This is a genomic window from Streptomyces sp. ISL-43, assembly GCF_018614195.1.
Classification (GTDB): domain Bacteria; phylum Actinomycetota; class Actinomycetes; order Streptomycetales; family Streptomycetaceae; genus Streptomyces.
In genome coordinates, this window is the sequence record NZ_JAGGOT010000105.1 from 1 (window position 1) to 21,422 (window position 21,422).

Genomic DNA, 21,422 nt, shown 5'->3' on the forward strand with positions numbered 1-21,422 from the left:
CCGCCGGGCTCACCCTGGAATCGAGCTCAGGCAGAGTCGAGGGCAACGTCAACAGGGTGAAGCGGATCAAAAGGGACGGGTACGGCCGGGCCGGATTCGACCTTCTCCGACGCCAAATCCTCCTCGCGGACTGAGCATCGCTACCCCCTGTCATCGCTCCACAAGAAGTGGATCAGAACCGTTCCGATTCCCCACTTGCGGCCACTTGGCGGGGAGTCATCTGGCCGCGATCGGCGCAGCAGGTGATCTGGGTGGCGGGTGTCGAGGCGGCGATGCAGGACGAGTTGCCGAGCGCTGTTGGGGCCGGTGGTCGTGCGGAGGTCACGATTTCCAGCTTGCTTACCTAGGAGTCCTAGATTAAAACTAGGACCACTAGGATATGAGGAGGGTGCATGGCACGGGCGGGGCTGACGACGGAACGGGTGACGATCGCGGGCGCCGAGTTGGCGGACGAGGTCGGGCTCGAGCAGGTGACCATGTCGCAAGTGGCGCGGCGGCTCGGCGTGAAGGATGCAAGCCTCTACACGCATGTCCGGAGCCTGGAGGACCTGCGCGGACGGATCGCACTGCTGGCGGCGGACGAGAAGACCATCCGTATCGCGGAGGCGACGGTCGGGCGGGCCGGGAAGGACGCGCTGGTTGCGTTCGCCAGCACCTGGCGGGAGTACGCCCACACGCATCCGGGCCGCTACATGGCGACGCAGACCCCGATCCAGATCGACCCCGAGCTGGCCAAAACAGCGCCCGGACCACGGCGCGCGGTCGAGCTGACCTACGGCATGCTGCGCGGCTACGGACTGGCCGAGCCCGATCTGACCGACGCGGTCCGGTTGCTGCGCAGCACGTTCCACGGGTTCGTCGCCCTGGAGGCCGCGGGCAGCTTCGGGCACGAACGTTCGCCGCAGCACTCCTGGGACCGCACCCTCGACGCCCTCCACACCCTCCTGGAGAACTGGCCCACATCCGCAGAAGGAGACTCCTGATGACCGACCCGACCACCGGCAGCCTGCGCGTGAACGGCGCGACCCTGCACTACGAAGTGCGCGGCCAGGGCCCGCTCCTGCTGCTGATCCCCGGCGGGGCGGGCGGCGCGGCCTCCTTCGACGGCATCGCCGACGATCTGGCCGCAGAAGGCACCGTGGCGACCTACGACCCACGCGGCATGTCCCGCAGCACGCTGCACGACCCGGAGGCCGAGCAGCAGGTGGTTGAGCACGCCGACGACGCGTACCAGCTGCTGGAGCTGTTGTCGCCCAATCAGCCGGCCCGGGTGTTCGGCGCCAGCTCGGGCGCGATCGCCGCCCTGCACCTGCTGACCGCTCATCCCGAACGCGTCGAACGGGTCGTGGCGCACGAGCCGCCGGTAGTGGAGGTCTTGCCGGACGTCCGCGAACATCGCGCGCTCCTCGCGCGCGTGCAGGAGACGTTCCGCGCAGCGGGGCTCATGCCGGCGATGGCCGTGTTCGCCGCGGGTCTGAAGAAGGACGGCGGCGCCACCGAGCCGAAACCCGAGATGAAGCTTCCGCCGCAGGCCGCGGCGCGAGCCGAGCGGACGATGACCAACCTGCCGTACTTCGTCGAGCGCATCGTGCCCAGCTTCATGGCTTACGGCCCGGACATCAACCGGCTGGAGGCGCTGTCGAACCGGCTCGTGCTCGCCTGCGGACAGGACTCGCACGGCGAGCTCCCTAACCGGGCGGCCACTTTCCTGGCTGAGGCTCTCGGCACAAAACTCCAGCACTTCCCCGGCGGGCACACCGGCCTGACCACGCACCCTGCCGAGTTCGCTGAAGTCCTTCGAAAAGCCTTCCGCGCCTGACCCTGAACCCCACTCGCCTCGGGGGTGGGGCTGTTTGGTGGCGTTCTGTGGGGCCGATTCGCCGGGGCGGTCGGGGTTCCCTCCTACTGTCGTGACGCCTGCGACTGGTGACGACGGTAGCGGCTGTGACCGCGCCCGCGCCCCTCGAGTTCCTATAACTGACCTGGGATCAGGGCGTGGAAGCGGGCCGCCGCCCGCTCGGCTACGGCTTCGACGTACGGCACGTACGCGTCAGGGTCTGCGTGGTCGGTCATCGGGAAGGTCAGATGACCGTCGCGGCCGAGTGCCCGGAAGGCGATGATCTCGGTGTGGATCAGTCTTTCCGCGAACTGTTCGATGCTCTGCTTCAACCACTTGTACCTATAGCCGTAACCCCCCGGCGGGATCATTGACCTGCTTTCCGTCGCAAAGCCGAACTCGCCGGAACGGTTCACGGTGAAGATCCGGTCGGAGGGCAGGAACAGCTGGTAATGCCATCGCTTCTCGTCGACGCACCCGGGCGGTACGTCCGGTGGTGTCCGGAGCCGGGTGGTGGGGGGCAGGTCCGACCAGTTGAAGTGGATCCACCAACCACGGAGCACTTCATGGGGGCCCGCCTTGATGGTGTTGATGCCGGGTCTGCCCGCCTCCTCCAGTGCCGCAGCCGTTCTGGTGATCGCCTCGGCAACTTTCCGTACGGCCTGTGCGCTCGCCTGCCTGTTGCGAACCGACGCGCGCACACCCGCCCACCACACGGCGAGGTCGCCCACTGCCGCTTGCACTTCGGGAGGCCAGCTTGAGGGGTTGTCTCCTCTCACTGCCATCTGGCGGGGGCTGAGGCCGCCAGACAGCGGGCGGTCAGCCACCTCCTGCCGGCTCTCCCACTCCCTGAACCGGGCAATGACCTCCATCCGCTGACGCTCTTCCTCCTGATACGCGCGTCTTCTTGTTTCCCGCGCGTGAGCCTCCTGCTCTGCGAGGCGCGCTTCGATGGCGTCCCGGACCGGCTGGTAGGCCGCCGCCGCAGGCCGCACCCGCTCCAGGAAGGATGCTTGGGCGTCGTCATGCTTCTCCCGCACCCGTCGGTACGTCGTCGTCCAGTCCCATCGCCGGATCCGCCGCTGCGCTTTCCTCAGCTCCTCCTGCTCCGCGGCGATCTGCTTCACGAACAAGGCAGCGGCGGTGGTCCAGGAGGTGATCTCCTCGGGCGTGCCGCTCACGTCTACATGGTTGGGCATCGATGTGTGCCATGCGCCCAGTGCGTCCGTGACGTAGTCCGCCGGCCGGTCAGGTTCACGGGGGAACCAGTACACGGTGATTTCAAGGTCCGCACCGAGCAGAAAGCCCCTATACGAGATCTGTAAGGCCATACGCCCAGAGTGGCAGTTCCCCGGGCCCCGGAACACGGGTCCTGAAGGAACAAGAAGAGCCTCCTCGGCCCAGCGCATGGCTCACCCTCGCCCGTTGTTCGCGCGGCGCTTCGGCCGGACCTACCAGAGCTACCACGGCCCCGTCCTCCTGAGCGGAGGAGCGGACGACGAGGGCGAGACCCTGCCGCTCAACAAGGACAAGGTGCTTGCTCTGCTGGCTAGCCTCGCAGACCTCTGACAGGACCGCTGGGGGGGTAGCCCTACCCCGAATGGGTGGGTGGCGGGATCGCCCGGGGTGGGCCCATCCGGAAATGTGGGGATCCGGCATATGCCGCTGGTTTCCCAGCGATTTCATAGGAGTTGGCTAGTGCGTGAGCAGGCATGGAACAGGGCGTCCCGCCTTTCCGAGTGGCGGCGGGGCGGTCGGCGCGGAGGCGCCGCGGCCGCGGCCGTGGTGGCCGTCGGCGCCCTGACGATGGGGGCGCTGGCGCCGCCCGCGGCGTTCGCCGGCACCAGGCCGGACAGCGTCCAGCAGGGCCTGAACGCGCTGGTGCGCTCCGACGGGCTGCCCGCAGCGCTGGCGAGCGTCCAGGACCACCCGGGCCGCTCCCGTACCTACACCGCGGGGGTGGGCGACCTGGCCACCGGCGCGAAGGTCCCCGTGGACGGCCAGGTGCGGATCGGCAGCAACACCAAGACGTTCACCGCGGTGGTCGTGCTGCAACTGGTCGGTGAAGGGAAGATCGGCCTCGACACCTCGATCGACACCTATCTGCCGGGCCTCGTACGCGGGGAGGAGATCGACGGACGTAACATCACGGTCCGTCAACTCCTGCAGCACACAAGCGGGCTGCCCAACTACACCGAAAAGTCCGACCTCCAGCTTCGGCACTACGAACCTCGCGAACTCGTCGACATCGCCCTCCGGTACAAGGCCGACTTCGAGCCGGGGAAGCGGTGGGCGTACAGCAACACGAACTACGTACTGGCCGGCCTCATCATCGAAAAGGTCACCCGCCGCACCGTTGCCGAGGAGATGGACCGGCGCATCATCAAGCCCATCGGGCTGCGGCACACGTACTTCCCCGCCTCCGGTGACAGCACGCTCCGCGAACCCCACCCCCACGGCTACGAACGGGAATCGGCGGGCGCGCCGCTGCGCGACATCACCGACATGGACCCGTCCTGGGCCTGGACGGCGGGCCAGGTGATCTCCACCAACTCCGACCTCAACCGGTTCTTCAGCGCGCTTCTCGGAGGTCGCCTCCTTCCGCGGGCCCAGCTCGCCCAGATGCGCACCACCGTCCCCGCCGCACCCCTCGGCTCCGGTGCCGAGTACGGGCTCGGGCTCGTGAGCAGGCCACTGTCGTGCCGAGCGGGCCTCTACTGGGGCCACGGCGGGAGCATTCCCGGATACGAGACCCGGGGCGGCGCCACCGACGACGGTCGCGCCGTCAACGTCGCGGTGACCATCCAGCCGAACGACAAGGCGACCATGGGCCGGGTCGAGGACGTCGTGGACACGGCCCTGTGCCGATGAACCGCCCTCTCGGCCTGCCGGAGCCGTTCCCCGGCTCCTGAACCAGCGTCACCAGCCGGTGCGCGGATGGCCGTTCCCTTCCGATCCGTTCCGCTCGGCTCCGTACCGCTCGGCTCCGTACCGCTCCGGACCGTTCTGTGGCCGGTGGGCCTCGCCGGTTCCGAGCCTGCCCTGCCCTGCGGCGCTGCCCTGCGCCCGGGGTGGGGCAGGCCCGTCATCGGTCGCGTGTGAGGACGCTCGGCATGTCCCGTCGCGCACTGAGTTTCGGAGTGATGGCGGAAGCGTACGAACGGTTCCGGCCGGGCTATCCCGTGGAGCTGTTCGATATGGGCATGGCGTATGCGGCGGCGTACGCCGGGCATCTGGTGCGGACCGCTCTGGAGATCGGCGCCGGGACCGGGAAGGCGACCCGCCTGTTCGCTCAACGGGGGGTCACGGTCACCGCGACCGAGCCCGACGGGGCAGCGCGTATTTCATCCCGAGGCCCCTTCTCGGCGTTGCTACGACTCGTGAATCCTGGCTCTCCAGTAGCCCGTGGACAGGCCAGGGAGCGCAGCCGATCCGTGTCGATTCATCCGAAGGTATTGGTAGCGATCCTTGTCGGGACGATGCCCGTCGACAGGTCGCACTTCCGCTCGGAGATTCCGCCCGACGCACCGCCGACGGTGGGACATGAAGACCTCCGGGCGTGGTGTGTTCCTAGACGGCTCCCACCACATCGGAGGTCTTCGCCATGTGCAAGACCCAGCCAGTGTCAACAACGCTCGTGATCAATACACCTAGGCCGCGGCTGTCCCGAAGGGGTTGTCGACGGCATAACGCCACAGCCCGTCCGACCCGCGCCGGGCCACATCCGTGGCTGTCCCCGTCAGATGGACAGGGGCGCCGTCGGGGCCGGTGCCGGAGATGCTCCAGTCGACGATCAGCAAGGCGAGATCGCCCGCCGTGTACGTGTGCCGGAGGCGTACCTCGATCGGCAGCCCGAGCGCCAGGAACTCCGCCGTGGCCGAGGCAAGCGCGGCCCCCGTCAGGGGCGTTCCGGGGCGCGGGACGAAGACGGCGTCCGGCGTGTAGACCTGGGCGACCGCCGCCGGGTCGCCGGTGTTGAAGGCCGCCGCGAAGACCGCCGGGTGTTGCCCGGGGTCGGTAGTCAGGGTGACAGTGGGCGCATGATCTCGTTCGATGCTCATGGCCGCAGCCAAACCGATGCCGAAATGGCTCACCAAACGGAAAGCCACGCGGGCGAGAGCGGGGGCGGGGCCGGGGAACCCGGGGGCTGGGACGCCGAGCTGGTCCCGGACGCCGGCGGCCGTACCCGGCGGCCGGAGCCGGACTGTCCGGTCGAGCGCGCGCTCTCGGCGGTGGCAGGGCGCTGGACCACGCTGGTGCTGCGTGAGCTGATGGGCGGGCCGCTGTCGTTCGGTGAACTGGAGGCCCGGCTGCCGGAGATCAGCCCGAAGGTGCTCACCGAGCGGCTGCGGGCCCTGGAGGGGCGCGGTCTCGCCGCCCGGGACCGGCTGCCCGGATTCCCGGTCCGCACCCGCTACCGCCTTACCCCGGCCGGGGCGACCCTGCGGCCGCTGCTGGTCGAGCTGTACCGGACAGGGGTGGGGCTGGGCCCGGCGTGATCGGCAAGACGGGCCCAGCTGCCCGCCCCCCGCGGCAGCACCGTCGGGCACTTGTCACACCGCCGGATGTTCCCGCTCACAGCCTCAGAAGCCGTACGCGGAATTCCACGACCGGCTACGAGGCAAAGTCCGCATCAGCGAGGGACGGGCGGCCGAGCCGACCGTCGGCATCATCGACTCGCAGTCGGTGCGAGCCGCCAGCTCGGTGCCCGCTGTCTCGCGCGGTTACGACGGCGGCAAGAAGGTGCCGGGCCGCAAGCGGCCTGTGATCACGGACTGGCTCGGCCCGCTGCTGGCGGTCGCGGGCAGAAGTGCGGGTGTTACCCCACCCCTTCGATCGTCTGCCGGTTGGTCAAGCCATCTCGTCCGTCCACCTGCCACACGCACGCCTGATCTGCTGCAACTTCGGCGCGGAGGTACGCCACGGCGCAGCTGCCTCGTCACCCAGTTTGGCTGCCACGCGCGCCTCAGCGATGAGCCGCCGGAAGTCAGACGGGGGCAGGATCGGCGTCCCGAAGATCCGGTAGCCAGTGTTGAGCCGTGTGGCGAGTGCACGTGTCAGCCCATCGACGTCATCGAGACACTTCCTCCTCAGGTCCGCCAACCTCGAATCACCCTTGTCCTGGTCGTAGACCTCATGTAGCTCTGCGAAGGATCTGACGACCGTGGAGGTGCGCTTGGAGATCTCGGTGCACAGCTTCCGGGTCCGCGCGGTGGACTTGTTGACGGCAACGATGGCAGTGATCCCGAGGGTCAACGAGATGGTGACTCGAGGCCCAAGCTCAAGTTCTTTGAAGGCACCAAGAGCCATGCAGGTCAAGCCAAGGGCGACACCAACGAGGGCCAGGCAGTGGAAGAAGACCTCGCTGGCGATGTGCAGGTTCAAGTCCTTCGGCTTCCATGCCTGCCCCGAGCCCCGTGGGTTAAGGAGCCTGACGATCTCCGTGGATGTGATCAGGAGCCCGGCGATGAGCAGATTACTGAAGGCCACGTAGATTGCCACGCCGATCCCGAGCAGGGCTATGACCGATCGGAGCGTCAGCCGCTTCCGCTGCCAAAGCCAGCGGAGGCCCTTCCATGCCTCTGTTTGCTTGAGACCCCCGGCAATGCCCGCAACCGCAGAACTGAGGCCGGCTAGTGCCGTGATGAGCGCAAGAAGGAGATCGATAGCCACTGGAGACCTCTCGCGATAGAGAGCCGAGCCTCACCAGCTGAGGACAACCGATCGACCAGGACTGCAGCTGGATACTGCAGAGGGCGCTCGCGAGTGCTGGCCACCTGGCAGACAGCCTATGGCTCCCCGAAGCCTTCACGAAGGATTCGTATGTGAGCCAGACGAGTGCCGCCTGGCCGGCTGACGCCCGGTAGGGCTGGTGGCTCTGCACCTGAGATCCCCGAACGCGGCCTCATGGCGGGACGCGCCGTCGCCGAGAGAAGGTGACTGCGGGTCTAGCGAGCGTGAGGCGGTATTCAGCAGTGAGTCACGAGCACCGCGTCCTTCTAAGAGCGGCTCGAAGGCGCCCGGAGCATCCTCGGCTTCGCTGACGAGCCCATTGCTGGCTACCTCACGCAGGCAGCTCCACGCGGATGGAGTCAGTTCGCCGGCTGTCCGTACCCTGCCGCGCGGCTGCTCCTGAAAGGCTGGGGTACGGCAGAAGGGCCCGGATCCGTGAGGATCCGGGCCCTTCGTCGTTCAGTAGCGGGGACAGGATTTGAACCTGCGACCTCTGGGTTATGAGCCCAGCGAGCTACCGAGCTGCTCCACCCCGCGTCGGTGAACCTCACCCTACGGCACTGCCGGACCGCCCTTGACCAGCTTTGACCTGTCACGGTGTGCATGGTGTGGGCGTCTCTAGGCGGTCCGTTCCCTGCCCGTCGCTGGTCCAGGTGGGGCGTCGTCTTGGGTGTGGAGGGTGATGGAGGCGGCGATGTGGCGGAGCATGCTGGGGACGTCGGTGGCGGCGAAGTAGAGCTGTCCGTCGACGGCTCGCCGTACGGGCATCGAGATCGCCCGGACCGTCACGGAGTACTTCATCCGCACAGCCAGCCAACTCCAGGCCCGGCGGGCAGGTTCTCCGACGGGGCCCCGTCCGCATATTCCCTCAGGCGGCGGGACCGCCCCGCACCCGCACCCGCAGACGGAACAGGAGCGGGGCGCGGAGCTCAACCCACCGTGCGCATGCGCCCCGCATTCGGCCTCTTTGCATTGAACCGCAGGTTTCCGGGACGCATCCGTGCGAAAGTGTGCCCGGCGCAGTCCCCGCAGCAGGGTTCCCCCTGTGCGCCTGTGCGCCTGTGCAGCGGGGATCGGCGCGGGCGTGGCGTCGACGGGCGGGTCTTCATGGGGGCAGGGTGAGCGTGCGCAGACTGCTGTCGTTCTCGGACGCGTTAGTGCTGCTGGGAGGTGATCCACCCGCGGTGGCCGCACTGGACCGGGCCTTGGGCGGAGCACTGAACGTCGCCACGGGGGGCATCGGGGACGGGATGTTGCGGATCGCCGACGCCCGGGGCCGCATCGTTGGCCTGGGCCGCGACGCGGTGCGGGATCTGGGGCGGCGCCTGGGCCGGGCGGAGGGTCGGTCCGAGCGCACGGAACTGCTGTACGCCGCCCACACCGTGATCGTCGTCGTCGCATGGTTCCAGGCGCTGGGGGAGTCGGACCTGCCCTTCCGCGTCGACGACCTGGAGCTGACCCGCAGCGAGCAGCTCGCCCTCGCCGGCGCCCCGGAACCGCTGGACCGCGGCGCTGCGTTCGCGCAGGCGCTGGCGGCGGTAGACGCGCCGCACCCCGCACCCCACCGTCCCTTCGAGGACGTGACGACAGAGCTGCGGCACTGGTACGGAGGGCTGTCCGAGCGATTCCTCGGCTTCGTCGAAGGGCTGCGTGTATGGGCCGACCTGACGGAATCCGAGCGGACCGCGGCAGTGCGCGTGCTGGCCGCCGAGCTGCCCCACCGGGCGGTCCGGGAGTACGAGGGCCTGTACGCACAACTGGCCCAACAGGCACCCGAGTTCGGATTCTGGGTGGCACAGGTTGAACACCAGGCCACCCGCGACCGGGTACGCCTCGCGCTCGTCGGCGTCGAGGAGCTGCTGTCCGAAGTGGCGCGTTCGATGCGCCCCCCGACAGACGTCGCGGCCGCCCTCTCCCGCTCCCACGAGGCCGCGCTCGCCCGGCCCGTGCTGGACGCCTCCAGCGCGCCCGACGGCATCAGAGTGCCGGCCCTGCAGGAGATGTACCTGGATCCGGACTTCCGGGTGCGCGCCGTGGCCGGCACCGGCGGCCCGGCGAGCGAGTCCTGGTGGGAGGAGGTGCCCGTACGCCGCGACCTGACGGCCTATCTCGCAGGCGCCCTGACCTCCCCCGGCGGAGTCGGCTCCCCGCTGCTGGTGCTGGGCCAGCCCGGCGCCGGCAAGTCCGTTCTGACCCGGATACTCGCTGCCCGGCTGCCGTCCGCCGGATTCCTTCCCGTCCGGGTGCCGCTGCGCGACGTACGCGCCGAGGACGACCTGCAAGAGCAGCTCGAACAGGCAGTACGGGTGGCCACGGGGGAGCGGGTGTCCTGGCCGGAGCTGGTCCGCTCGGCCGGCGGCGCAGTCCCGGTGCTGATCCTCGACGGCTTCGACGAGCTCCTTCAGACCACCGGCGTCCACCACAGCGACTTCCTCATCCGCGTCGCCCGTTTCCAGCAGCGCGAAGCCGAGCAGGGCCGACCGGTGAGAGCACTGGTCACCAGCCGTACCGCCGTTGCCGATCGCACCCGGTATCCGGAGGGACTTGTCGCCCTGCGTTTGGAGCCGTTCCGCCCTGCCCAGATCCGTCGCTGGCTGGAGTTGTGGAACGACGCCAACGCAAGCAGCTTCGAGGCCCGGAGGCTGCAACCGCTGCCCTGGGACGCCATCGCCCGGCACGAGTCGCTGGCCGCGCAGCCGCTGCTGCTGACGATGATGGCGCTGTACGACGCGACCGACAACGGCCTGCGGCGCGGCGGGCACGACAACGACGACCCGCTCGACGAAGCCGAGCTGTACGAGGAGCTGCTCACCTCGTTCGCCCGGCGGGAGGTCGACAAGACCGCCCCGGGCGCCATGCCGGACCACGGACTGGCGGAGCGCGCCGAGCAGGAGTTGCAGCGTCTGTCCCTGGTCGCGTTCGCCCAGCTCAACCGGCGTCGGCAATGGGTGTCGGCGGCTGAGCTCGACGAGGACCTCAAGGCGCTGCTGGGCCACCGTCCCACGGACGCGTCCGGGTTCCGTGCCCCGTTGGGTGCGGCCGAGGTGGCACTGGGCCGCTTCTTCTTCGTGCAGCGCGCCCAGTCCATCCGTGACGGCCGAATGCTGTCCACGTACGAGTTCCTGCACGCCACATTCGGTGAGTACCTGGTTGTACGGCTGGCCCTGCACGTGCTCACCAGCCTGCTCACGAACCGCCCGGCCCTGTCGGTCGGCGCGAGCCGCGTCGACGACGACCTGGCATACGCGCTGCTGTCGTACGCCCCCCTCTCCTCACGGCAGATCCTGCGGTTCGGGGAGTCGATGGTACGGCGGTTGCCGAGCGGCGAACGCGAGCGGCTGGGGCGTCTGCTCGTACGCGTCTTCCACCAGCACACGACACGGACGGACGACCCCCATCCCTCGTACCGGCCCGTAGAGAGCCGCACGTCGTCACGGCACGGCGTCTACGGAGCCAATCTCATCCTGATGGTGCTGCTGTTGACGGAGGGCGTCACCGCGGACACCCTGTTCCCGGGCTCCTCGGACCCGGGCGATGCGTGGCACCGACACGCCCTGCTGTGGCGGTCGTCGTTCGACGAACAGCAGTGGGCGGACTTCGCTCTGTCGCTCTCGGTTCACCGCAGCAGTGCGGAGAGCGGCCGGTGCCTGGAGATCCGTTTGCGATCGGGGGAGCCGCACCCGCCAGAGCCGTTGGACATGTACTGGCTGTACCGCCTCCCCCGGCAGGGCATCGTCCACTGGTCCCGGCCCTACTGGGAGGCGGTGTGGCACAAGATGGACGTGTCCGGAGGCACGAACGACCTGGTCGTGCGGCACGCGATGGATCCGGTCATGGAATGGTTGGGGCCGGCAGTGACCGTCTTCACCTCCCTAGGCGAGGGCGAGCGGGCAACCTCCCTTGCCCACGACCTGCTACGCCTGTTGATCGGCGGCAGCGTCGGACTCGCGGGCGACGAGCTGGCAGCGCTGTACCTCCGCGTCGACCACGCCATAGCCCTGCTGCCCGACGGCTCGCCCGTCCGGGAACCGGTGACGCGGCTGCTGGCCGACATGCTCGGCAGGGATGGCTCGGACCTCCCGAGCCACACGGTCCTCGCCCTCGTCCGGGGCTCACTAGCCCAGGCCGGCCTCCGTGAGGCGCTCCGGCGTGCCCTCCACGCTCACCATCCTGATCTCCTGCTCAGGACCGGTCTATGACCCCTGCCCGTCGCGGCCTCCGTCCCTGCCTATCTGCCGCAGAGTGATCATTCAGCCGAGTACGCGCCTGAGCGGGGCCGGTCAGGTTGCCGGTGACGCCCCAGGGTGGGCGCCGGCATCCGCCCCGAGCCCGTCGTCGAGGCTCATTGGCAGTCTCTACGGCTCAGCTGGCAGTGGAGGCGAGCCGCGCACCAGGTCCGCTCGCCCGGGCGCCCATACCCGGGCATCGTTCCACTGCTGAATGCCGCTGCCGCCGAACCACAACTACGGCGGCTGTAGCCGTTCACCAGCCACTTCGCCCTGCTCTTCAGCAGCACCACCAGCTACCCCTGGACCGTGCAGGCCGGATCAATCGAGCCCCTACACAACGGACGGTTCAAGGTCCGCCGACGCAATCCCTTCACTGTCGTCGGCGAAGTCGACACCGCAGAAGAGGCCGTAGCCCTGGCGCTAGAACTACTTCCTGCCGGTTCCGAGCCCGTCATCACCGCCTCTGCGGTCGAGCACGCCTGACGGTGTGTGCCCACGCCCATCGACACCTGCCCCCGCGGAGACCGACCGAGATCCAAAGCGCGGCTACCCGGCCTCACCGGCTTCGCACGGGTCGGTGTTTTCTGGGCACCTGCACAGAGCCCGTGGTCGCCGCAGGAAGTCTTGGCCCCGGTTGAGTCTCCCGTGGGGGGAGACATCAAGCTGGGGGCATGGACAGCGACACGCTCTATTCCATCGGAGAACTATCCCGCCGGACCGGCCTGACGGTAAAGACCATCCGGTTCTATTCCGACAAGGGCATCGTCCCGCCAACCGACCGGAGCCCGGCGGGTTACAGGCTCTACGGCCTCGACGCGCTCGCGCGCCTGGACCTGGCCCGCACGCTGCGTGATCTCGGGCTCGATCTGGCGACCGTGCGCAAGGTGCTGGACCGGGAGGCATCCATACCGGAAGTCACGGAAGCACACGCCAACGCCCTGGACGTGCAGATCCAGACTCTCCGCCTGCGCCGGGCAGTACTCCGCGCAGTCGCCAGACGCGGCCCCACCACCATGGAGATGGACCTCATGCACCGACTTGCCACGCTCTCTCAGGCCGAACGACACCGACTGGTATCCGGATTCATCGACGACGCCTTCAAGGGTCTTCACGCCAACCCCGAGTTCGTGACCCTGATGCGATCCGCCATGCCCGAGCTCCCCGACGATCCCGCGCCCGAACAGGTCGAGGCCTGGGTGGAACTCGCCGGACTCTGCCAGAACGCAGACTTCCGTGTCGCGATGCGCCGCACAGCTGAGGACCAGGCGGAAGAGCCTTCCCAGCAGGACGTCAGCACTCTGCACGATGCTCTCAACCAAGCGATGTGTGAACGAATTGCCGAGGCCGTATCCGCCGGCCTCCTGCCGGCCCCCGCCAAAGGTGTATCCCTTACCGACTCGCTGGGCGGCCTCTACGCCGACGCATTCGAGCGTGCCGACGAAAGCGATCTGCGCCGCTGGCTCCTCGCCCGCCTGCAGACAACCGCCGACCCACACGCCGAGCGCTACTGGCAGCTCCTGGCAACGATCAATGGATGGCCCGCATCACCAACGCTCGCTCCCGTCTACTCCTGGTTCACCGCCGTCTTCGCCAAGAGCGCTGACGACCATCACAAAGGTCTGATGCGATGAGGACGCGCGACCTGAAGTTCGGCTTGTACGCAGACGAGCAGGGGCTGGTATGGGTCAAGAAACTCGTTGAGGACGCTGTGGGCTCCCGGAGTGCCCGGATCATCAGTGAGACCGTCGCACACACTCTTATCGGGAGCGAGCTGTCGACCGCTGACGTGTACGACTTTCTGGCCGAACAGTGGGCCGTGGAACATCCTGCTCAGAGCGGCGGCGCACGGCAACTGATCGAGCTGCGGGTCCACTTGGTGTGTTCCCTGCGGACACGGCGGGCGATCCGGAAGACAGTGATCAAGACTTTGTGTCCAGAGGGAACAGCCCCCCACGCCTGCCGTGTTCCGTGGATGGCTGCCTGAAGTGGTTCGCGGTGCACGGTGGCGCACGAGACGGCCGCCGTGTGGATCGCGGCCAGACCCATTCCGGTCCCGCAGGCCGTATCACCGCGGGGCAGGACAGGTAAACGGGCAGGCCATAGCCATCAGCGCTGGGCGGATCGTCACCGCGCCGCGGGCTGACGCCAACGTCCAGGTGCGAGTCGTACGGCGTTGGCGAGGTCGTGACAAGGAGATCGCTGGTGCTCCCCCCGGGGACAGTATTGATCAATCTCGACGACATGGACGGCTGTTGGCGAGTGGTGGATAGCCCCTCGGAATGTCGTAACGGGGTGCGACGATCTGTCCGTGTCCGAGGAGCTCTCGCGTTGGTATCGGGGTCGCCTGGTCGGCGGTCCGTTCAGACGGTTCGACGCGGGTGAGTGTGACGTGCTCGAACGGGAGATCGGGCTGCCCGTTCCGCCCGCGTACCGCTCGTTCTTGGAAGCTGCGGGCGGGGGGAAGCTGGACTACTCAGTGCGTCTGCCGGCTTGTGAACCGGAACCACTCCAGGGCTTCGACGACCTCTACCAGTTGGGTCGTGACGACAATGGTGAGTACGGCTGGGGCACTCTCCTTGGGGAGTACCGGCGCAGTCGCGAGGGGTGGCTCGCTGAGAACGTCTCCCTGACCGGACTACTGCCCATCGCCCGCGACGGCGGCAGCGACACCCTCTTCCTGGACCTGAACCCGGCCACTCACGGCCAGCTCCATGCGTTCATCCACGCGATTCCCCACCCCGGGTATCTGGGCAGCCATGTCTTCACGAAGGTGGCGGATGACTTCGGCGCATACCTCGACGGCCTGTTCGTCGATCCTGTCCGGGGGGAGGACGCGTGGGCCGATGTTGCCGACAGCGATCCCTCGGATCCTTGGCGGAGGACCGTCGAGGAGTGGCTGGACAAGGAGCTGCCGGGTTGGCGTGCCGAAGCATGGGCCACGCCTTGAAGTTCAAGCCCTCGTCTTAAGCGCCTTCGGGTCCCCGGGGACTTCGCAGGGCCTCTCGCAACCCTGACCTTGGGAAACGACCCGATCGCGACCGTAGCGGCATCGTGGGTCACCCTCGACTCCTTGCCCGCTCAGGCCCGGGCCCGCGCGGGGTACTCTGCCCGCCGACACGGGAGCGAAGGAGCCGATGATGCACGCGACGACACCGGACGGGATCCGCATCGCCTACCAGCTCCAGGGCCAGGGAGCGCCGCTGGTCCTGCTGGCCGGCCAGGCCAACAACCACCACTGGTGGGACGCGGTCCGCGCCGACTTCCACCCCGCCCGCAGCACCCTCACGCTCGACTACCGCGGCACCGGCGACAGCGACAAGCCCGACACCCCCCACGGCACCGAACTGTTCGCCCAGGACGTCATCGCTGTCCTCGACGAACTCGGCATCGGCCGGGCCGATGTCTACGGCACGTCCATGGGCGGACGGGTGGCCCAGCAGCTAGCCGCCCGCCACCCGCACCGGGTGGGTGCCCTGGTACTCGGCTGCACCTCACCCGGCGGTCCGCACAGCGTCGAACGCGGCAACGACGTCCGCCAGGCCCTGGCGCAACCTCAGCCCGGAGCCGCGCGGCAAGCCCTGCTGGAGCTGATGTACACACCCCGCTGGCTCGCCTCCCATCCCGGCCCCCACCACACCCTCGGCGACCCCGGCATGCCCGCCCACGCCCGGCGCCGCCACCTCGCGGCCAGCAACCGGCACAACGTTTGGGACCTCCTGCCGGACATCAGCGCACCCACTCTGGTCGTGCACGGGAGTGACGACATGCTCAACCCCACCGCCAACGCAACCCTGCTCGCCGACCGCATCCCCGGCGCCCGGCTGCACCTGATCCCCGAAGCCCGGCATGCCTACTTCGAGGAGTTCCGCACCCACGCCAGTCCCCTCGTCCTGGACTTCCTCACCACCGCCCCGCACGAGCGGTAAAAACACCGCAGCCGGCGCTCGGCCGCCCTCCACCCGGGAGGCATACCGCGCACCGGCGACGCCCCGACCTGGCTCTCACCAACGGTCATTTCCTGGAAGGGACCCGGAGACGATCTCCTTGCCTGGCTTCTCAGGGCTCGTCGACTCGTGGACGGCGCGGGCGGTGGTGAGGAGGACCCGTTTGCGGAGGAGGGGCAGCGTGGCTCGGCCGAACATCTGGAAGCTCCTCGGAGCGGGTGGCGGTGATCCAGTCTTTGAGGTGATGGCCGGAGCGGGTCTGAAGGATCCCGGCGAAGCCGCGGACGTGCGCGTGGAGGGCCTTGAGACAGGGCAGTGGGCAGGGCTGGTGACAGCCATCTTGAGGCAGCTGCTGTGGAGTCGGACGGTGGCTTCGGCGGCGGTCCCGAGGTTCTGCCAGAGGTGGAACCGGTCGGCCACTTGGACCACGTTCGGGGCTCCGGTCCGGACGCCGTCAGCGTAGGATCCGGCCCGGTCACGGCAGATGATCTCGGCGCCAGGATGTTCGCGTAGCCAGCCCGCCAGGGTGGAGGCGTCCAGGCCGGGCAGCAGAGCGAGAGGCCGACCGGTCTCGCATTCGATGAGAACAGTGCCAGACGGGCCCCGGCCCGGTCTGCGAGGGCCTGCAACGACCGCCATGACACGGCGCGAAGCAGGTGTCCGCCTCCCGTACCTGAACGTCACCCCCGCGACCTGCTCAACGAACGTACGACGCCCACACAACGCGTTGTCGCAGTACAACCGCCGCATAGTCAGTTCGATCGCCACCGGCTGGTCACCGACCGGAGTGTCTGCCAGCCGTCGTTCGTAGTGGCTGTGCACATGACTCGACGGAAGCTCACAGCCTGGCGCGGGGTCTTCCGCCACCCGCTGCGCTTCAAGCGGTTACGCCTGGACGTGACGGTCGAGGATATGCCTCGCTTCGGCCAGGGGTCGACGGCCGGTTGATCCTCGGTCGGGGGTTGTTGCGGGCTGTGCGTGCTTTGACGAGGAGGCGTTCGGCGGTGCGGGTGCTGATGTCGTAGCGGGTGGCGAGGGCGTCGGGGCGTCGGGGGTGACGTGGGGGCCGTGGCCGTCCTCGGCGGCGTTGAGGGGCCTTCCGGCTTGGGCCCGCCGGTGCTGGCCAGGTGACAGTGCCGGGGGCGGGCGTTCGACACCGAGCAGGTACGTGTGTGGTGTCCGTGATCGTGTCGTGGAGAGATCGCGGTGCCGGTCGGCCCTCCTGCGGGGGTGGGCCAGCGGTCGGGTGATACACGGCGCTGTCCGCACCCTTGCGGACCGTATCTGTCCGCAAGTGGGTGCACTGTGGGGTTGTCGGCGCATCCGGGCCCCTGAGCAGGGGCGGAGGTGCTCCGGCGTGCCTGATGGCCTCCCGGCCGTGCAGGCGTCCCACACCCCCTTTGATGGAGAGGCGCGATCATCATGTCCCAGGACATTCAGCTGCTGGAGAAGGCTCTGACTCACACGACGCAGCTGCTCGGTAACGTCACTCCGGAGCAGTACGGGCGGCCCACGCCGTGTGACGACTTCGACGTGCGGGCTCTGGCCAACCACCTTGTGGCCGGGAACCCCTACTACGTGATCCTCGCGCAGGGCGGCGCTCCCGACTTCTCCCTGTTCGCCCAGGACCACATCGGCGGCCGGCAGCCCGGGGAGGTCTACGCCGAGGGCGCCAAGGAAGCCCTGGCCGCCTGGCAGAGTGAGGGTGCGCTGGAGCGGCAGATGCCGCTGCCGGGCGGCGGGCTGGGGCCGCGTCTGGCCGACCTGCACCTGCTGGAGGTGGTCCTGCACGGCTGGGACCTCGCCACCGCCACCGGTCAGGACCGCGCCGGTGACCCGGACGCCGTCGAGGCGGCCTTCGGGACCTGGTACGGCAACTACCCCGACGCCATCCGCTCCCAGACGGGCATGTTCGGCCCGTCCAAGGCCGCTCCCGGGGACGCGCCCGCGCTCGACCGGCTCGCCGCCTACTTCGGCCGCACCGTCTGACCCGGCGGCCCGGCTCGTGGCAAACGGTCCTCTGATCGGTCTCGGCCCGATCAGACGACCGTTGGTCTGCTGTCACATGGGGACGCGAGGCTGGGTGCTGGCGATCCGGCAGCTGCAAGGATGCCGTGCTGCAGATGCTGGGTCCGGTCATCGACGCCTGCCCCCCACACCATGCTCAGCCGGCACGGCTCCCAGATGCCCGACGGCGCCGGCCACCAGATCCGGCAGGAGCGCCCCGACGAGGTCGGCAAGCTGCTTCCTCGAATACCACGGATCGCTGAACGGCTGATCCCGACAACATCGCTCCGCCCCGGACGGCCCGTACGGGGCGGAGCGCCTCCCACCCCCATCAGTGAAAGGACGGCCTCGGCGCTCTCGACGCCGCCACCCCCTCATGACCATGTCCCGACCGAGGATTACCGACGAGCAGCGGCGCACCCGCCTCGCCACCGCCCACCTCCTGGCCCCCGCAGCGCGGGCGGCGACGCCCGAGCAGGTCGCCGATGCCCTTGTTGCCCTGCACGCCACGGATCCGGCCACGGTCTACCTGGCGGTGGCCGCCCGCATGACCGATCCGGCGCCGGCGCAGTTGGAGCGGGCCCTGTACGAGGAGCGGAGCCTGGTGCGGATGCTGTGTATGCGCCGCACCATGTTCGTGGTGCCCCGCGACCTCGCGCCCGTCATCGACGCATCGACCGCGAGGGCCGTCGCGGCCCGGGAGCGAAAGAACCTCCTGAAAGTGCTGGGGAAGCAGCACGGCCACGGCGAGGACTGGCTGGCCGCCGCCGAACGGGCCGTACTCGAGGCTCTGGCCGACTTCGGCGAAGCCACCGCCGCCGACCTCGCGGGCGCCGTGCCCGCCCTGCGCACGCAGATCCTGCTCTCGCCCGGCAAGCCGTACGAGGCGACGCCCCGCATCACCAGCCGGATGCTCGGGGTGATGGCCGCGCAGGGCAGGATCCGGCGCGGCCGTCCGATGGGTACCTGGGCGTCCTCGCAGTTCCGCTGGGCGCAGGCGGAGCCCCACCCCGACCTGCCGGCCGACGACGCCCGTGCCGAACTCCTCACCCGCTACCTGCGGTCCTTCGGCCCCTCGACCACCGAGGACGTCATGTGGTGGACCGGCTGGACCCTCACCGACACCCGCCGGGCCCTGGCCCGCACCGGAGCTGTCGAGGCCGACCTCTCCCAGGGGCCCGGTCACGCCCTGCCCGACCAGCTCGATCTGCCCTCCGGGACTGAACCCTCGGCTGCCCTGCTGCCCTCCCTCGATCCCACGGCCATGGGCTGGCGGCACCGTGACTGGTACCTCGATGCCGGCTTCGTTCCCGAACTCTTCGACGCTTTCGGCAATGTCGGCCCCACCATCTGGTGGGACGGCCGTATCGTCGGCGGCTGGGCCCAGCGTCCGGACGGCGAGATCGCGACCCAGCTGCTGGCGACCGCGGGCCGCACCCGTGAGGCCCGGGAAGCGATCGCCACCGAGGCGGCCCGCGTGGCCGCCTTCCTCGGTGAGATCCGCATCCGGCCCAGCATGCGCACTCCCCTCGAACGCCGCCTGGCCAACGGCTCCTGACTTCGCCGCCCTATCGCGACGTCTACTGCGATCTCTCGGTTTCGTGTCAGTGAGGTGGATGTCAGCGGCGAGTCTGCTTGGGAGTGGACTGCGGTGCAGGTCAGAGAAATGTTCCGCCTGCCGCCGTGCAGGAGCGCGGATTCGGCGGCGGCCTGGGTGATGTCGTGCTCCTGTCCCTCGCCGGCACCCGTGCCGCCGGCTTCGACGCTCCGGCCGTCCTTGTCGCGCTGGATGTGGACCTGCCGTTCACGTTGGCTGCTGGTGAGGGCGTGGGAGGCGCGCTGCTCGACATCACCGTCGCGGTGTGGACGGTGGTTCCGAAGATCATCAACTGCTCGGAAGAGCAGTCAGAAGCTCCTGGTCACACGGGCCAAGTAGCCATCGCCGGTCAGTGAAACTGAGCAGTCGTCATGCTTGTGGCCTGGTGCTGTGCAGTTTGGTTGAGCGAGTTGTCGGCGGCGATAGACGTTGTCGTGGACCTAGGTCAGGGCGGGAGCAGGCTTCGGGTGTGGCCTGCTGGTGCGCCTGATGCCGCGGCGCCGCGGGGAGTTGGCCTTTTTTTGAACAGCCGGAGTCCAAGATCAAGTTAGACTTGGCGAGGTAGAACTTTGGTCCGGCATCGCCGGTATTTTGATGGGGGAACTCGATGAAGAACAGCATCGCCGGGACGTTGCGCCGGGCCGCTGGGGTACTGGCGGCCGGCGCCGCGATAGCCCTGCTCCTTCCGGCTTCGCCTGCTGCCGCTGACTCGTACGGAGTGACGCTGGTCAACCACAACAGCGGCAAGTGCCTTGAGATCGGCGGCTGGTCCGTTCAGAACGGTGGCGGCGCGGACCAGTGGGACTGCTACAGCGGCAACAACAACCAGAGGTTCTATGTCATCGAGGGCTGGAGCCCGAGCGACCCGGTGCTTCTGCAGAACGTGCACAGCGGTAAGTGCCTTGAGATCGCGGACTGGAGGACGGACAACGGGGCCCCGGCGCGTCAGTGGGATTGTGGCAGTGGCCAGGGCAACCAGCTCTGGCAGCGCATCCAGGTTGGCGCCTACCGGAATGTGAACAGTGGTAAGTGCCTTGAGATCGCGGACTGGAGCACGGCCAACGGAGCCCCGGCGCGTCAGTGGAACTGCGGTAGCGGCCAGGCGAACCAGCTCTGGTGGTAGAGCCTTCCGTCTGATGAGTGATGGCACTGCGGGCCTGGGAAGAGAACCTCGTTCTGAGTGAAGCGCAGCGGAACTCAAATCCGGCTCGAATCCTTCCCAGGCACGCAGCGCCTCGGATCTCTTCAGGTACTACGAGGTTTCAAGGTCCGGAGCGAAGCGGAGAGCCACCGGGCCGAAGGCCGGCCTCAGGCTGCGAAGCAGTCCCAGCCGAGCGCAGCGAGCCCGTTCGGTCCTGAGCGCGCAGCGCTCAGGTACCCGCTCCGGGCGCCGCTATTCGCCCTGCTTGGGTAGGGTCGTGTTCCGGTTCGTGTGATGGGGTGGGCATGTTCGAGCTCGGTGTGTTCTTCGGTGTGATGGGCCTGGCGGCGCTGTGGTTGGTGTGGACTTTGCTGCGTCGGGGGAATCGGCGTACGGAGACCGCGGAGGGCCTGTTGATCGAGCAGGCCCGTAGGGAGCAGGCCGCGAGTGACCGGTCTTCCTACAGCTCGAACGCTATGCACAATTCCTCGACGCACGGGAACAAGTACAGACCGTAACCCTCAAGGTCCCGCACCCGGCAGTCTGACTCCGGCACCCCCTGCTGCTGCCGGCCTGGCCGGCGGATCGGGCGGTGGTCGTGGAGGCGAAGCCGGAGGGACTGAGGGTGAGAGCGAAGCGGACACCCAACGGGCCGTAGGCCCGGACCCGTGAAAAGGGGTTACCTTCCGCGTGGAGCGAGGGCGTCCCTGGGCCCGCTAAGCGGAGCGCAGGCCCCCGGCCCGAAGGGCCGGCCAGGCCTGTTCGGGACGGTTTCCTGCCCAGGCGTGGCAGCGCCTGGGTTCCCGTTCCAGGGGTCGGCATGGGGGTAGTGGGTTCGTTCAGTGGTTCCAGGGGAGGCGTGTGGCGGGGTTGAGGCCCTGCTCCATGAGGTGGTTGTAATCGCGCCAGTGTATGAATTGCACTGGTTCTCTGG

The 21,422-nt window shown here is 68.6% G+C and carries 19 protein-coding genes, 1 tRNA gene and 1 pseudogene; 15 read left to right on the plus strand and 6 right to left on the minus strand.

Going from position 1 to position 21,422, the window contains the following annotated elements; genetic code table 11:
* Positions 1 to 392 precede the first annotated feature (392 nt).
* Together J7F03_RS39305 and J7F03_RS39310 are read left to right on the plus strand one after the other, a co-directional pair.
* Positions 393 to 983, plus strand: a complete 591-nt coding sequence (locus tag J7F03_RS39305) for a TetR/AcrR family transcriptional regulator (protein ID WP_214958010.1) — start codon at positions 393 to 395, stop codon at positions 981 to 983.
* A complete protein-coding gene (locus J7F03_RS39310) occupies positions 983 to 1,819 on the plus strand; it encodes an alpha/beta fold hydrolase (protein WP_214958011.1) in 837 nt (278 codons plus the stop codon). Before J7F03_RS39305 ends, J7F03_RS39310 begins: the two co-directional genes overlap by 1 nt.
* A gap of 152 nt (positions 1,820 to 1,971) precedes the next feature.
* Here J7F03_RS39310 and J7F03_RS39315 read toward each other — a convergent pair whose 3' ends face one another.
* Positions 1,972 to 3,168 carry a hypothetical protein gene (locus tag J7F03_RS39315; protein ID WP_214958012.1) on the minus strand — a complete coding sequence of 399 codons (1,197 nt, stop codon included), beginning with the start codon at positions 3,166 to 3,168 and terminating at the stop codon, positions 1,972 to 1,974.
* Between the two features lie 94 nt (positions 3,169 to 3,262).
* Here J7F03_RS39315 and J7F03_RS39320 point away from each other — a divergent pair, with 94 nt between their 5' ends.
* Complete coding sequence (locus J7F03_RS39320) at positions 3,263 to 3,406, plus strand: hypothetical protein (RefSeq protein WP_214958013.1); 144 nt, start codon at positions 3,263 to 3,265, stop codon at positions 3,404 to 3,406.
* 237 nt (positions 3,407 to 3,643) lie between these two features.
* A complete protein-coding gene (locus J7F03_RS39325; RefSeq protein ID WP_251073170.1) occupies positions 3,644 to 4,708 on the plus strand; it encodes a serine hydrolase in 1,065 nt (354 codons plus the stop codon).
* Between the two features lie 779 nt (positions 4,709 to 5,487).
* Here J7F03_RS39325 and J7F03_RS39330 read toward each other — a convergent pair.
* Entirely contained in the window at positions 5,488 to 5,898 is a 411-nt protein-coding gene (locus tag J7F03_RS39330; RefSeq protein WP_214958015.1) for an SgcJ/EcaC family oxidoreductase, read from the minus strand.
* A gap of 24 nt (positions 5,899 to 5,922) precedes the next feature.
* On the opposite strand from J7F03_RS39330, the gene J7F03_RS39335 reads away from it, so the two are divergent.
* A complete protein-coding gene (locus J7F03_RS39335; RefSeq protein ID WP_214958016.1) occupies positions 5,923 to 6,336 on the plus strand; it encodes a helix-turn-helix domain-containing protein in 414 nt (137 codons plus the stop codon).
* A 352-nt stretch (positions 6,337 to 6,688) separates the two neighbouring features.
* Here J7F03_RS39335 and J7F03_RS39340 read toward each other — a convergent pair whose 3' ends face one another.
* The 3 genes from J7F03_RS39340 to J7F03_RS39350 form a co-directional block, all read right to left on the minus strand.
* Positions 6,689 to 7,510, minus strand: a complete 822-nt coding sequence (locus J7F03_RS39340; RefSeq protein WP_214958017.1) for a hypothetical protein — start codon at positions 7,508 to 7,510, stop codon at positions 6,689 to 6,691.
* 523 nt (positions 7,511 to 8,033) lie between these two features.
* Positions 8,034 to 8,107, minus strand: a tRNA-Met gene (locus J7F03_RS39345).
* 81 nt (positions 8,108 to 8,188) lie between these two features.
* Positions 8,189 to 8,371: a hypothetical protein gene (locus J7F03_RS39350; protein WP_214958018.1), complete on the minus strand. Its 183-nt coding sequence runs from the start codon at positions 8,369 to 8,371 to the stop codon at positions 8,189 to 8,191.
* Between the two features lie 317 nt (positions 8,372 to 8,688).
* Between J7F03_RS39350 and J7F03_RS39355 the strand changes: the two genes are divergently transcribed.
* The 6 genes and pseudogenes from J7F03_RS39355 to J7F03_RS39375 all read left to right on the plus strand — a co-directional run bounded on the left by J7F03_RS39355 (position 8,689) and on the right by J7F03_RS39375 (position 15,725).
* On the plus strand, positions 8,689 to 11,769 hold the full coding sequence (locus J7F03_RS39355; RefSeq protein ID WP_214958019.1) for an NACHT domain-containing NTPase: 3,081 nt from the start codon (positions 8,689 to 8,691) through the stop codon (positions 11,767 to 11,769).
* 291 nt (positions 11,770 to 12,060) lie between these two features.
* A pseudogene (locus J7F03_RS42865) lies at positions 12,061 to 12,282 on the plus strand (DUF6193 family natural product biosynthesis protein); the annotation flags it as partial.
* 188 nt (positions 12,283 to 12,470) lie between these two features.
* Positions 12,471 to 13,430: a MerR family transcriptional regulator gene (locus tag J7F03_RS39360; RefSeq protein ID WP_214958020.1), complete on the plus strand. Its 960-nt coding sequence runs from the start codon at positions 12,471 to 12,473 to the stop codon at positions 13,428 to 13,430.
* On the plus strand, positions 13,427 to 13,783 hold the full coding sequence (locus J7F03_RS39365) for a hypothetical protein (protein WP_214958021.1): 357 nt from the start codon (positions 13,427 to 13,429) through the stop codon (positions 13,781 to 13,783). The genes J7F03_RS39360 and J7F03_RS39365 overlap by 4 nt, the downstream gene beginning before the upstream one ends.
* A 324-nt stretch (positions 13,784 to 14,107) precedes the next feature.
* The gene (locus J7F03_RS39370; protein ID WP_214958022.1) at positions 14,108 to 14,746 is read left to right on the plus strand and encodes an SMI1/KNR4 family protein; all 639 of its coding nucleotides are present in this window, start codon (positions 14,108 to 14,110) and stop codon (positions 14,744 to 14,746) included.
* Positions 14,747 to 14,933: 187 nt separating this feature from the next.
* Positions 14,934 to 15,725, plus strand: coding sequence for an alpha/beta fold hydrolase (locus J7F03_RS39375; protein WP_214958023.1), 792 nt, complete (start codon positions 14,934 to 14,936; stop codon positions 15,723 to 15,725).
* 75 nt (positions 15,726 to 15,800) lie between these two features.
* Here J7F03_RS39375 and J7F03_RS42870 read toward each other — a convergent pair whose 3' ends face one another.
* A complete protein-coding gene (locus J7F03_RS42870) occupies positions 15,801 to 16,610 on the minus strand; it encodes a transposase (RefSeq protein ID WP_374104456.1) in 810 nt (269 codons plus the stop codon).
* Positions 16,611 to 17,165: 555 nt separating this feature from the next.
* On the opposite strand from J7F03_RS42870, the gene J7F03_RS39385 reads away from it, so the two are divergent.
* The 4 genes from J7F03_RS39385 (at position 17,166) to J7F03_RS39400 (ending at position 20,470) form a co-directional block, all read left to right on the plus strand.
* Complete coding sequence (locus J7F03_RS39385; protein ID WP_214958025.1) at positions 17,166 to 17,732, plus strand: TIGR03086 family metal-binding protein; 567 nt, start codon at positions 17,166 to 17,168, stop codon at positions 17,730 to 17,732.
* 400 nt (positions 17,733 to 18,132) lie between these two features.
* The gene (locus J7F03_RS39390) at positions 18,133 to 19,308 is read left to right on the plus strand and encodes a winged helix DNA-binding domain-containing protein (protein WP_308380149.1); all 1,176 of its coding nucleotides are present in this window, start codon (positions 18,133 to 18,135) and stop codon (positions 19,306 to 19,308) included.
* A gap of 125 nt (positions 19,309 to 19,433) precedes the next feature.
* Positions 19,434 to 19,703 carry a hypothetical protein gene (locus J7F03_RS42875; protein ID WP_214958027.1) on the plus strand — a complete coding sequence of 90 codons (270 nt, stop codon included), beginning with the start codon at positions 19,434 to 19,436 and terminating at the stop codon, positions 19,701 to 19,703.
* Positions 19,704 to 19,954: 251 nt separating this feature from the next.
* A complete protein-coding gene (locus tag J7F03_RS39400) occupies positions 19,955 to 20,470 on the plus strand; it encodes an RICIN domain-containing protein (protein ID WP_214958028.1) in 516 nt (171 codons plus the stop codon).
* The last annotated feature ends 952 nt before the right edge of the window (positions 20,471 to 21,422 follow it).

Bases quoted from the DNA above. Each gene is read 5' to 3' on its own strand.
- J7F03_RS39400 (WP_214958028.1), top strand. From the start codon at position 19,955: ATGAAGAACAGCATCGCCGGGACGTTGCGCCGGGCCGCTGGGGTACTG.
- J7F03_RS39350 (WP_214958018.1), bottom strand. From the start codon at position 8,371: ATGAAGTACTCCGTGACGGTCCGGGCGATCTCGATGCCCGTACGGCGA.
- J7F03_RS39330 (WP_214958015.1), bottom strand. From the start codon at position 5,898: ATGAGCATCGAACGAGATCATGCGCCCACTGTCACCCTGACTACCGAC.
- J7F03_RS39325 (WP_251073170.1), top strand. From the start codon at position 3,644: ATGGGGGCGCTGGCGCCGCCCGCGGCGTTCGCCGGCACCAGGCCGGAC.
- J7F03_RS39360 (WP_214958020.1), top strand. From the start codon at position 12,471: ATGGACAGCGACACGCTCTATTCCATCGGAGAACTATCCCGCCGGACC.
- J7F03_RS39385 (WP_214958025.1), top strand. From the start codon at position 17,166: ATGTCCCAGGACATTCAGCTGCTGGAGAAGGCTCTGACTCACACGACG.
- J7F03_RS39305 (WP_214958010.1), top strand. From the start codon at position 393: ATGGCACGGGCGGGGCTGACGACGGAACGGGTGACGATCGCGGGCGCC.
- J7F03_RS39375 (WP_214958023.1), top strand. From the start codon at position 14,934: ATGATGCACGCGACGACACCGGACGGGATCCGCATCGCCTACCAGCTC.
- J7F03_RS39390 (WP_308380149.1), top strand. From the start codon at position 18,133: ATGTCCCGACCGAGGATTACCGACGAGCAGCGGCGCACCCGCCTCGCC.
- J7F03_RS39335 (WP_214958016.1), top strand. From the start codon at position 5,923: ATGGCTCACCAAACGGAAAGCCACGCGGGCGAGAGCGGGGGCGGGGCC.
- J7F03_RS39315 (WP_214958012.1), bottom strand. From the start codon at position 3,168: ATGGCCTTACAGATCTCGTATAGGGGCTTTCTGCTCGGTGCGGACCTT.
- J7F03_RS39365 (WP_214958021.1), top strand. From the start codon at position 13,427: ATGAGGACGCGCGACCTGAAGTTCGGCTTGTACGCAGACGAGCAGGGG.
- J7F03_RS39310 (WP_214958011.1), top strand. From the start codon at position 983: ATGACCGACCCGACCACCGGCAGCCTGCGCGTGAACGGCGCGACCCTG.